The organism is Streptomyces sp. SPB074, assembly GCF_000154905.1.
Classification (GTDB): domain Bacteria; phylum Actinomycetota; class Actinomycetes; order Streptomycetales; family Streptomycetaceae; genus Streptomyces.
On record NZ_GG770539.1, the window covers coordinates 2,198,344 to 2,209,275 of the forward strand.

A 10,932-nucleotide genomic window follows, 5' to 3' on the forward strand; every position below is an offset into this window, starting at 1 on the left:
GTGGACCTTGCGGAGCGCGGCCACCCAGAGTTCGACGTACTCGCGCTGGAGGCGGCGCACCCGGCGGCGGTCGTCGTCGCGCAGGCGGTCGAGCTCGCGGTCGTGGAGGACGATCAGCGCCCGGTCGTCGAGGGCGAAGTCGATGTGCCCGGCGAGCAGCGAGTCGAGCACGGCGGCGGGCGCGCCCCCGGCCGCCGCGACGCGCGCGCGGCCACCGGCGAGCAGCCGTTCGCTGATGCCGACGAGCAGTTCCGCGAGCATCGCGTCCTTGCCCGGGAAGTGGCGGTAGAGGCCGGGGCCGCTGATGCCCACGGCCGCGCCTATCTCGTCCACCCCGACCCCGTGGAAGCCGCGCGCGGCGAAGAGGCGGGCGGCCTCACGGAGGATCTGGACCCGTCTCGTCGGCGCGTCCGCGCCCGTGGGGCTGGTGCTCATGGGACAGCATTCTAGACAAGCCCGTTAGCGCTCGTTAACCTGAACGGCGGACGTTAACGCTCACTAACACGCGCAGACGCTCACACACGTTCAGCGACCGCCGGGCGACGGAGCCCGGCCGGCGAGGGGATCGACCGCATGGCGGACCAGACGACGGCGACGGGCGGCGGCACGGGCGGGCCGGCCCCGCACCTCCACCAGCCCCACTCCCCCGGCCCCCAGGCCGCCCCCTCCGGCGTCCACCCCGCGGCGGCCTCCTCGCTCAACCCCGTCCTCACCACCGCCGCCGATCCCGCCTCCGAGACGTGGCGCGCATAACGAATGCCGCGCACACAAAGCACGGCGACGAGCTGCGGTCGCGCCTGGAGCGGGCCCGGCTCGGCGGCGGGGAGCGGGCGCGCGAGCGGCACGTCTCGCGCGGCAAGATGCTCCCGCGCGACCGCGTGGACGGCCTCCTGGACGCCGGTTCGCCGTTCCTGGAGCTGGCGCCGCTCGCCGCCGAGGGCCTGTACGAGGGGGCGGCGCCGGCGGCCGGGGTCGTCGCCGGGCTCGGCATGATCTCGGGACGGCTGAGCGTCGTCGTCGCCAACGACGCGACGGTCAAGGGCGGTACGTACTACCCGATGACCGTCAAGAAGCACCTGCGCGCGCAGGAGGTCGCCCTGGAGAACCGCCTGCCGTGCGTGTATCTCGTGGACTCGGGCGGCGCGTTCCTGCCGATGCAGGACGAAGTCTTCCCCGACCGCGAGCACTTCGGGCGGATCTTCTACAACCAGGCGCGCCTGTCGGCGGCCGGGATTCCGCAGATCGCTTCGGTGATGGGCTCGTGCACGGCCGGGGGCGCGTACGTGCCCGCGATGAGCGACGAGGCCGTCATCGTGCGCGACCAGGGCACGATCTTCCTCGGCGGCCCGCCGCTCGTGAAGGCGGCGACGGGCGAGGTCGTGACGGCCGAGGAGCTGGGCGGCGGCGAGGTGCACAGCCGCGTCTCGGGCGTCACCGACCACCTCGCCGAGGACGACGCGCACGCGCTGCGGATCGTGCGGAACATCGTCGCGACCCTGCCCGCGCGCAAGGAACTCCCCTGGACGGTACGGGAGCCGGAGGAGCCGGCCGTCGATCCGGCGGGCCTGTACGGAGCCGTCCCGCCCGACTCGCGCACCCCGTACGACGTGCGCGAGGTCATCGCGCGGATCGTGGACGGCTCGCGCTTCCAGGAGTTCAAGGCGGAGTACGGGCAGACGCTCGTGACGGGCTTCGCGCACGTCCACGGCCACCCCGTCGGCATCGTCGCCAACAACGGCATCCTCTTCTCCGAATCGGCCCAGAAGGGCGCGCACTTCATCGAGTTGTGCGACCAGCGCGGCATCCCGCTGCTCTTCCTCCAGAACATCTCGGGCTTCATGGTCGGCCGCGCCTACGAGGCGGGCGGAATCGCGAAGCACGGCGCGAAGATGGTCACCGCGGTCGCGACCACCCGCGTGCCGAAGCTGACCGTCGTCGTCGGCGGCTCGTACGGGGCGGGCAACTACTCGATGTGCGGCCGGGCCTACGGCCCGCGCTTCCTGTGGATGTGGCCCAACGCGAAGATCTCCGTCATGGGCGGTGAGCAGGCCGCCTCCGTCCTCGCGACCGTCAAGCGCGACCAGCTGGAGGCGCGCGGCGAGGAGTGGACCGCCGACGAGGAGGAGCGCTTCAAGGCGCCGGTCAGGCAGCAGTACGAGAAGCAGGGCGACGCCTACTACGCGACCGCGCGCCTGTGGGACGACGGCGTGATCGACCCGCTCGACACGCGCCGCGTCCTCGGCCTCGCGCTCACCGCCTGCGCGCACGCCCCGCTGCCCGAGCCGCGCTTCGGCGTCTTCCGGATGTGATCCCCGTGACGACCCCCGCGAGCAGCCCACATCCCCCGACGTCAAAGGCGACTTCGAAGGTGGCCATGCCAGGAACCGCTCTGTTCGACACCGTCCTCATCGCCAACCGCGGCGAGATCGCCGTCCGCGTCATCCGCACCCTGCGCGCCCTCGGCATCCGCTCGGTCGCGGTCTACAGCGACGCCGACGCGCGCGCCCGGCACGTACGGGAGGCCGACGAGGCCGTCCGCATCGGCCCCGCGCCCGCGACCGAGAGCTACCTCTCGGTGCCCGCCCTCCTGGAGGCGGCCCGCCGCACGGGCGCCCAGGCGGTGCACCCCGGCTACGGCTTCCTCGCGGAGAACGCGGCCTTCGCGCGGGCCTGCGCGGACGCGGGCCTCGTCTTCATCGGGCCCCCCGCGGACGCCGTGGACCTCATGGGCGACAAGATCCGCGCCAAGGAGACCGTGCGGCTCGCGGGCGTGCCCGTCGTGCCCGGGTCGAGCGGCAGCGGACTGGACGACGAGGAACTCGCGGACGCCGCGCGGGAGATCGGGATGCCGGTCCTGCTCAAGCCCTCGGCGGGCGGCGGCGGCAAGGGAATGCGCCTCGTGCACGAGGAGGCGCTGCTCGCCGAGGAGATCGCGGCGGCCCGGCGCGAGGCCCGCTCCTCCTTCGGGGACGACACGCTCCTGGTCGAACGGTGGGTGCAGCGGCCCCGGCACATCGAGATCCAGGTCTTCGCCGACCGGCACGGCAACGTCATCCACCTCGGCGAGCGCGAGTGCTCCCTCCAGCGCCGCCACCAGAAGCTCATCGAGGAGGCGCCCTCGGTCCTGCTCGACGAGGCGACGCGCACGGCGATGGGCGAGGCGGCGGTCCGCGCGGCGAGGTCCTGCGGCTACGAGGGCGCGGGCACCGTCGAGTTCATCGTCCCGGGCCCCGACCCGGACGCCCCGGCCGGGACGGCGCCCGAGGCGTACTACTTCATGGAGATGAACACGCGTCTCCAGGTCGAGCACCCGGTCACCGAGTTCGTGACGGGCCTCGACCTCGTGGAGTGGCAGATCAGGGTCGCCGCGGGGGAAGCCCTCCCGCTGGCGCAGGAGGACGTGCGGCTCGACGGGCACGCGGTCGAGGCGCGGATCTGCGCCGAGTCGGTGCAACTCATCGACGGATCACCGGCGTTCCTGCCGAGCGGTGGCACGGTGCTGCGCCTTGAGGAGCCGGCGGGGCCGGGCGTACGGGTCGATTCGGGGCTCAGCGAGGGCGTCGAGGTGGGCAGCGCGTACGACCCGATGCTCGCCAAGATCGTCGCGTACGGCCCGGACCGGGACACCGCCCTGCGCCGCCTGCGCGGCGCGCTCGCCCGGACGGTGACGCTCGGCGTCCCGACGAACGCGGGCTTCCTGCGCCGTCTGCTCGCCCACCCGCGCGTCGTGGCGGGCGAGCTGGACACGGGGCTCGTGGAGCGCGAGGCGGCCGGGTTCGTGGAGCCCGAGGTGCCGCGCGAGGTGTACGCGGCGGCGGCGGCCGTGCGCCGCGCGGCCGTCACGGCGGCCGGGGCGGGCCCCGGCTGGCGCGATCCCTTCGCGGCGGGGGACGGCTGGCGGCTCGGCGGGACCCCGGCACCGCTGCGCGTCCCGCTGCGGGTGCCGGGCCACGAGCCGGTGGAGCGGAGCGTCCCGGCGGACGCGGAGGTGAGCGCGGAGGCGGTGACGGTGACGGCCGTGGGGCGGCGGCTGCGCTTCGTACGGGCCGGGGACTGGCTCGGGCGCGACGGGGACGCGTGGGAGGTGCGCGACCACGACCCGGTCGCCGCCGCGCTGCGCGCGGCCGGGGGCGCGGGCGGCACCGGTTCGCTCACCGCGCCGATGCCGGGCACGGTCACCGTCGTCAAGGCCCAGGAGGGCGACACGGTCCGGGCGGGCGAGGGCCTGCTCGTGGTGGAGGCGATGAAGATGGAGCACGTCATCACGGCGCCGCACGACGGGACGGTGTCCCGGCTCGCCGTACGGCCCGGGAGCACGGTCGCGATGGACGAGGTCCTCGCCGTCGTGGAGCCCTCGGAGGCCGGGGAGGCGGGCGCATGAGCGGCGGGCTGACGATGGCGTTCCCCCTCGACGGGCTCCCGTCCCGCGTGCGGGTGCACGAAGTCGGGGCGCGCGACGGGCTCCAGAACGAGAAGAGCACCGTACCGGTCGACGTGAAGGCCGAGTTCGTCCACCGGCTCGCGTCCGCCGGGCTGACGACGATCGAGGCGACGAGCTTCGTGCGCCCCGAGTGGGTGCCCCAGCTCGCGGACGCGGAGGAGCTGTTCCCCCGCCTCGCGGACCTGCGGGAGCGGGGCGTGCGGCTGCCGGTCCTCGTGCCGAACGCGCGCGGCCTGGAGCGCGCGCTGTCGCTCGGCGCGGACCGCGTGGCGATCTTCGCGAGCGTGACGGAGAGCTTCGCGAAGGCCAACCTGAACCGCACGGTGGACGAGTCCCTGGCGGTCTTCGCGCCGGTCGTCGCCGAGGCCAAGGCCGCCGGGGCGCACGTGCGCGGCTACCTGTCGATGTGCTTCGGCGACCCGTGGGAGGGCCCGGTGCCGGTCGAGCGGGTCGTGCGGGTCGCGAAGGCGCTCGAAGCGATGGGCTGCGACGAGCTGAGCCTCGGCGACACGATCGGCGTCGCGACGGCCGGGCACGTCCGGGCGCTGCTCACGGCGCTCGCGGAGGCGGGCGTGCCGCTCGCGACGCTCGGCGTGCACTTCCACGACACGTACGGGCAGGCCCTCGCGAACACCCTGGAGGCGCTGCGCGCGGGCGTGACCACGGTGGACGCCTCGGCCGGCGGACTCGGCGGCTGCCCCTTCGCGCGCAGCGCGACGGGGAACCTGGCGACCGAGGACCTGGTGTGGATGCTGCGCGGGCTCGGCATCGAGACCGGCATCGACCTCGCGTCCCTCGTGGAGACGAGCACGTGGATGGCCGGCCGTCTGGGCCGTCCCTCCCCCTCCCGCACGGTCCGCGGGCTGGCCGGCTCCTGACCCGGCGGGCGCTTCCCCTCCGCCCGTCCCGCCCCCGTCCCCCGTCCCCGCCCTGCCGCCCGACCGGCGGCGCCTTCCCCTCCCCCGCGTCCCGGCACCCCGGGCGCGTCCCCGCTCATCCGTACCGAGGAGTGACCCCCATGCCCCTGGACCACCGGCTCACCGAGGAGCACGAGCAACTGCGCCGCACCGTCGAGGAGTTCGCGCACGACGTCGTCGCGCCGAAGATCGGCGACTACTACGAGCGGCACGAGTTCCCGTACGAGATCGTGCGCGAGATGGGCCGCATGGGGCTCTTCGGCCTGCCCTTCCCCGAGGAGTACGGCGGCATGGGCGGCGACTACCTCGCGCTCGGCCTCGCGCTCGAAGAACTCGCCCGCGTGGACTCCTCGGTGGCGATCACGCTGGAGGCGGGCGTCTCGCTCGGCGCGATGCCGGTCCACCTCTTCGGCACCGAGGAGCAGAAACGCGAGTGGCTGCCGCGCCTGTGCGCGGGCGAACTCCTCGGCGCCTTCGGGCTCACCGAGCCGGGCGCGGGCTCGGACGCGGGCGGCACCCGCACGACCGCCGTGCTGGACGAGGCGAGGGACGAGTGGGTCATCAACGGCTCGAAGTGCTTCATCACCAACTCCGGCACGGACATCACGGGGCTGGTGACGGTGACCGCGGTGACCGGCCGCAAGGACGACGGCAGCCCGCGCATCTCCTCGATCATCGTGCCCTCGGGGACCCCTGGTTTCACGGTGGCCGCCCCGTACTCGAAGGTCGGCTGGAACGCCTCGGACACGCGGGAGCTCTCCTTCCAGGACGTACGCGTCCCGAAAGCCAACCTCCTCGGTGAACTCGGGCGCGGCTACGCCCAGTTCCTCCGCATCCTGGACGAGGGCCGGGTCGCCATCGCGGCGCTCGCGACGGGGCTCGCGCAGGGCTGCGTGGACGAGTCGGTCGCGTACGCGAAGGAGCGGCACGCCTTCGGGAAGCCGATCGGGGCCAACCAGGCCATCCAGTTCAAGATCGCCGACATGGAACTGCGCGCGCACACCGCGCGGTTGTCGTGGCGCGACGCGGCGAGCCGCCTCGTGCGCGGCGAGCCGTTCAAGAAGGAGGCGGCGCTCGCGAAGCTGTACTCCTCCACCGTCGCCGTCGACAACGCGCGCGACGCCACGCAGGTGCACGGCGGCTACGGCTTCATGAACGAGTACCCGGTCGCGCGCATGTGGCGCGACGCGAAGATCCTGGAGATCGGCGAGGGCACGAGCGAGGTGCAGCGGATGCTGATCGCGCGGGAGTTGGGGTTGCCGACGGGGGTGTGAGCGGGGGCCCCGGGGGGGAGGAGGTTTGGGGCGGGCCGGAGGTGGGGGTGATCCGGCGGGTGCGGGCGGTTGGCGTCGGGCGCGGGGCGGCGGGCGGCTGGGCGGTTTGGCGGCCGGGCGGTTTGGCTTGCGTGCGACCCCTGTGGGGGTGCCGTCGGCCCGGCTCGGGTAATGTTCCGAGGTTCCGCTCCGTACGCCCGCGCGGGAACCGGGCAGGCGTCCGAAGCGGACTTACTGGAGAGGCGCCGCAGGGGGCGGCGCCCATGACCCCGGGGGATCTTCATGCAGAACCGACGCCGTACCACCGTCGTCGTCTCGTGTCTCGGCCTCGCGCTCGGCCTCTCGCTCACGGCCTGCGGGGGCGGGCAGAAGGCGGTGCGGGGGACGCTCGTGCGGACCACGAACACGCCCTCCTCGCTGTACTGCGTCCAGCTGGACGACGTGAACGGCAAGTCGAGCCAGGACGGCCGCTGGTACGAGGTGAAGCAGAAGGACTACAGCAAGGCCAGTTCGTCGGAGCCGGGCGCGCGCCTCAAGTTCACGCCCAAGGACGACGACTGCGAGAAGTCCTCGCACGGCTCGTCCTCCTCGTACACGGACACCCACAGGAAGACCCGCAAGAGCGGCACGAGCAAGAGCCGCAGCCGCAGCCGCAGCGGTACGAGCAAGAGCCGCCACTGACCGGGAGTCCCGCCCAGCACGCACCCGGCGGCGCGCCGCCCACCCTGTGGACAAACCCCGCCGCTCCGGAAAACGGCTCACTCTTCGGAGTGAGCCGTTTCGCGTGATCGGGCAGGTTGTCCACAGATTGGCTCACGGAGGGCGTTCGGGAGGGTACGGAGGGTGGGGGTTTGGGATGATGGTTTAGACATCGTTGTATTTGGGTGATTGGTGGCGTTCGTGCATGACGATCGTGGAGCGTCTAGTCCCGGACGGGTTATGGGAGTTGTTTGCGCGCGGTGCTGGTGGCCCCGGTGCGGCCGCAGGGCGGTGGTCGGCGGTGGCATGGGGACCGGGAGGTGCTCGCCGCGATCATGTTCGTGGCCACTTCCGGCTGCACTTGGCGGCAGACGCCGGAGGCGTTCGGGCCGTCGTGGTCGACGGTGTATCGGCGGTTCACCGAGTGGAGCAGAGCCCGCCTCTGGGCCAAGCTCCACCGCCTAGAGCATGTCTGACAAGTGATCTCTGCGAAGCTGTGAGGCGGAGATCATTGGAGGGTCGATGGGCATCGAGCTTGAACTGCACTCCGGGAGGCCTCGCAAGGGTTCATCTCGGGCGACGTTGCTTCGTGGGTCCTACGCACACGGCGACGCGCTGGCGCGTGCGCTGAGTGCGCTCGACCGCCACGGGTCCGGCAAGTTGGGCTGGGTTGCCCCGTACGGGGACACCATGTTCAACGAGCAGGAGGCCGAAGTCGCTCGTCAGGAGGTTGCTGTCCTGGTGCGCAACTGCTCCGACGAGGGGCAGCGGGCGGCCCTCCTCGACCTGGGTGTGCTCCTGGAAGCCTGTACGGCAACGCCGGGCAGCCACCTGTGGTTCATGGGCGACTGAGGCCGGTCGATAATTGATCTTGTGGCGGGTCGAGGCGAGCTGACGGACGCGGCGTGGGAGCGGATAGAGCCCCTGCTGCCCAAGGTGGACGGGCGTGGTCGCCCGTGGCGTGATCACCGGCAGGTGGTCGACCGAGTGCTGTGGCGGCTGCGAACCGGAGCCCCGTGGCGTGATCTCCCGGAGCGATACGGGCCGTGGCAGACTGCCTACGAGCGTTTCGCCCGCTGGGAGGCGGACGGCACCTGGGTAAAGTTGCTGGAGCACGTCCAGGTCCGCGACGACGCAGTGGGCCAGGTGGAGTGGACGGTCGCCGTCGACTCCACGGTCAACCGGGCCCACCAACACGCCGCCGGCGCCCGCAAAAAGGGGCCGCAGACGGGGACGAACTGGAAGATCCGAGCCGCTCGCAGACGCGCCAAGCGCTCGGCCGGTCTCGGGGGGGGGCTGACCACCAAGGTCCACCTCGCCGTGGACGGCCGGGGCCTGCCGCTGTCGATCGTGCTCACGCCCGGCAACGTCAACGACGCCACCGCCTTCGGCCAGGTCCTCGACGGGATTCGCATTCCTCGGGCGGCCGCAGGTCGCCCCCGCACCACGCCGGATCGAGTGCTGGGTGACAAGGCCTATTCAAGCCGAGCGATCCGCCACCTGCTGCGGCGCCGAGGCATCGCCGCCACCATCCCAGAACGCCGCGATCAGGAGGCCAACCACCGACGCCGCGGGCGCCTCGGCGGCCGACCACCCGCCTTCGACAGGCAGATCTACCGCGATCGCAACGTGGTCGAGCGATGCTTTGCCCGCCTCAAGCAGTTCCGCGCGGTCGCCACACGCTTCGACAAACTCGCCGACCGCTACCGCGCCGGCGTCGTCCTGGCGTCCCCAACCCTCTGGCTCCGCACATCAGCTGGGTGATCATTTGTCAGACAGACCCTAGTGCTGGACGAACTCGGCGCGAAGGGCGAGCTGGACTGGTCCCGGCGTGCGATCGACTCGGTGAACACGCGGGCGACGAAAGGGGGGACCTGACAGGCCTGAATCCCGTAGATCGCGGTAAGAAGGGCTCAAAGATCCACTTGATCACCGATCGGACCGGTTCGCCCCTGTCGATCGGCATCTCCGCCGCGAACACCCACGACGGCCTCGGACTTGAACCCCTCGTGCGCGGGATCCCGCCGATCCGCACCCGTCGCGGACCCAGGCGACGTAGGCCCGCCAAACTCCATGCGGATAGGGGCCACGACTACGACCACCTGCGCCGATGGCTCCGCAGCCGTAACATCGTGCCGCGTATCGCCCGCAGGGGCATCGAGTCCTCCGCCCGACTGGGGCGACACCGCTGAACCGTTGAGCGCACGGTGAGTTGGCTTGGTGGCTGCCGCCGCCTCCATCGCCGCTATGAACGTAAGCCCGAGCACTTCCTCGCCTTCGCCCGGATCGCAGCCACGCTCATCTGTTACCGCCGGCTCACGCCGTGACGCACGTACCGATCGCCCAGATCAGCGCCACTGTGGCGGGATGTTCTGCATCTGTTTCAGCAGGTCCCAACCCTCGCGCTTGTGCTTGCGCTCCTCCGACGGGCTGCCCCACGGGGCGCCATGTCCCACCCAGTATCCGCGGTAGTTGCGCAGGCCCATGACGCTGGCGTCCCCGACATCGGGCTCGTTGTCGCAGCAGGGACAGATGGCAGCCTCATTCGGCCAGCCACCCTCCCAGAACACCTCACCCTCAAAACCACAGACCCGGCAGACAGTCTCCGTCTCGTCCTCTGCGCTCGTCACGTCCGCAGCCTAACGATCACCGCCAAACGCAACGACTTCTTACGAGTTGGTGCGTGATAGCGGGTGAGGTGTCGTGCCACGTGGATGGCATGATCCCGCTGTGGCGATCATGGTCAATCGGGCGGTGCTGGCGCATCGACTGTTCACGGGGCTCTCCCGGCGTCATCTTGCCTGCTTGGTCAAAGAGTTGGCCGAGCCGTGGCAGGCCGGGGTCGAGGGTCGCCGCCATGCTGTGCGAGGCGGGGCCCGCAAGCGGGCCGAAGGCGCCGGCGCCCGCCATCAGCTGGTGTTCGTCGACCGGTTGGTGGCCACACTCATCCACCTGCGGCACGACCTGCCGCACTCGGTGCTGGGGCTGCTGTCAGGTGTCGACCGATCCACGGTCACCCGGGCGATCGGAGAGGTGCGCACGCTCTTGGCGGAGCGGGGGTGCGCGGTTCCCGACCGTCCCGGCCTGCGGCTTCGGACTCTGGCGGATGTGTTTGCCTACGCCCAGGCCGAAGGTGTCGAGCTGCGTCTGGACGCCACCGGGATCCAGGTCCGCCGGCCACCGGCCGGCCGCGGCGGCCGGCGCGCATTCGTCTCGGGCAAGAAGAAGCAGAACACGATGAAGGCCACCGTGATCGCCGACTGGCGGGGCCGCACGTTATAAACCGATGCCCTACGACCTGGGCGTATGCACGACGCCACCGCCGCCCGCGACGAAGGCATCGCCATCTGCTTCCAGTACTTCCCCGACGTCGAGGTCCTGTTGGACGACGGCTACCTGGGGCTGAGCCGCGACCACCGCGGGCAGGCGATCACGCCGCCGAGAAAACCCCGGCCGGGAGCACTGCCCGACAGAGTCGAACAACGGGGACGCGACCGCCACGGCCACTCGTCCGACCGCATCACCGTCGAACACGCCCTCGCTGATCACAAACGCTGGAAGCAACTGACCCGCTGGACACATCGCCGCGACCGCCTGCCCG

The 10,932-nt window shown here is 71.9% G+C and carries 8 protein-coding genes and 4 pseudogenes; 10 read left to right on the forward strand and 2 right to left on the reverse strand.

Features of this window, described 5'->3' with window-relative positions; translation table 11 throughout:
* Nucleotides 1-435, reverse strand: a 435-nt coding sequence (locus SSBG_RS08845) for a TetR/AcrR family transcriptional regulator (RefSeq protein ID WP_008745842.1), incomplete at its 3' end; no start/stop codon positions are given.
* A 138-nt stretch (nucleotides 436-573) separates the two neighbouring features.
* Between SSBG_RS08845 and SSBG_RS08850 the strand changes: the two are divergent.
* The 9 genes and pseudogenes from SSBG_RS08850 to SSBG_RS32105 all read left to right on the forward strand — a co-directional run.
* Nucleotides 574-2,309: pseudogene (locus SSBG_RS08850) on the forward strand (carboxyl transferase domain-containing protein).
* Nucleotides 2,310-2,374: 65 nt separating this feature from the next.
* On the forward strand, nucleotides 2,375-4,381 hold the full coding sequence (locus SSBG_RS08855) for a biotin carboxylase N-terminal domain-containing protein (RefSeq protein WP_008745844.1): 2,007 nt from the start codon (nucleotides 2,375-2,377) through the stop codon (nucleotides 4,379-4,381).
* Nucleotides 4,378-5,319, forward strand: a complete 942-nt coding sequence (locus tag SSBG_RS08860) for a hydroxymethylglutaryl-CoA lyase (RefSeq protein WP_008745845.1) — start codon at nucleotides 4,378-4,380, stop codon at nucleotides 5,317-5,319. The genes SSBG_RS08855 and SSBG_RS08860 overlap by 4 nt, the downstream gene beginning before the upstream one ends.
* A 140-nt stretch (nucleotides 5,320-5,459) precedes the next feature.
* Nucleotides 5,460-6,632: an acyl-CoA dehydrogenase family protein gene (locus SSBG_RS08865; RefSeq protein WP_008745846.1), complete on the forward strand. Its 1,173-nt coding sequence runs from the start codon at nucleotides 5,460-5,462 to the stop codon at nucleotides 6,630-6,632.
* A gap of 282 nt (nucleotides 6,633-6,914) precedes the next feature.
* On the forward strand, nucleotides 6,915-7,313 hold the full coding sequence (locus SSBG_RS08870) for a hypothetical protein (protein WP_008745847.1): 399 nt from the start codon (nucleotides 6,915-6,917) through the stop codon (nucleotides 7,311-7,313).
* Nucleotides 7,314-7,536: 223 nt separating this feature from the next.
* Nucleotides 7,537-7,795 (forward strand): annotated as a pseudogene (locus SSBG_RS08875) (transposase); the annotation flags it as partial.
* Between the two features lie 226 nt (nucleotides 7,796-8,021).
* Nucleotides 8,022-8,183 carry a hypothetical protein gene (locus tag SSBG_RS34410; RefSeq protein WP_234010440.1) on the forward strand — a complete coding sequence of 54 codons (162 nt, stop codon included), beginning with the start codon at nucleotides 8,022-8,024 and terminating at the stop codon, nucleotides 8,181-8,183.
* Between the two features lie 21 nt (nucleotides 8,184-8,204).
* Nucleotides 8,205-9,095 carry an IS5 family transposase gene (locus SSBG_RS08885; RefSeq protein WP_420790268.1) on the forward strand — a complete coding sequence of 297 codons (891 nt, stop codon included), beginning with the start codon at nucleotides 8,205-8,207 and terminating at the stop codon, nucleotides 9,093-9,095.
* Between the two features lie 18 nt (nucleotides 9,096-9,113).
* Nucleotides 9,114-9,658 (forward strand): annotated as a pseudogene (locus SSBG_RS32105) (IS5 family transposase); the annotation flags it as partial.
* A 21-nt stretch (nucleotides 9,659-9,679) separates the two neighbouring features.
* Here the strand turns inward: SSBG_RS32105 and SSBG_RS08890 are convergent.
* Nucleotides 9,680-9,961, reverse strand: coding sequence for a hypothetical protein (locus SSBG_RS08890; RefSeq protein WP_008745850.1), 282 nt, complete (start codon nucleotides 9,959-9,961; stop codon nucleotides 9,680-9,682).
* Nucleotides 9,962-10,070: 109 nt separating this feature from the next.
* On the opposite strand from SSBG_RS08890, the pseudogene SSBG_RS35690 reads away from it, so the two are divergent.
* Nucleotides 10,071-10,932, forward strand: a pseudogene (locus tag SSBG_RS35690) (transposase family protein); the annotation flags it as partial.

Coding starts and splice junctions, on each gene's coding strand:
- SSBG_RS34410 (WP_234010440.1), top strand. CDS start 8,022: ATGTTCAACGAGCAGGAGGCCGAAGTCGCTCGTCAGGAGGTTGCTGTC.
- SSBG_RS08855 (WP_008745844.1), top strand. CDS start 2,375: ATGCCAGGAACCGCTCTGTTCGACACCGTCCTCATCGCCAACCGCGGC.
- SSBG_RS08860 (WP_008745845.1), top strand. CDS start 4,378: ATGAGCGGCGGGCTGACGATGGCGTTCCCCCTCGACGGGCTCCCGTCC.
- SSBG_RS08865 (WP_008745846.1), top strand. CDS start 5,460: ATGCCCCTGGACCACCGGCTCACCGAGGAGCACGAGCAACTGCGCCGC.
- SSBG_RS08870 (WP_008745847.1), top strand. CDS start 6,915: ATGCAGAACCGACGCCGTACCACCGTCGTCGTCTCGTGTCTCGGCCTC.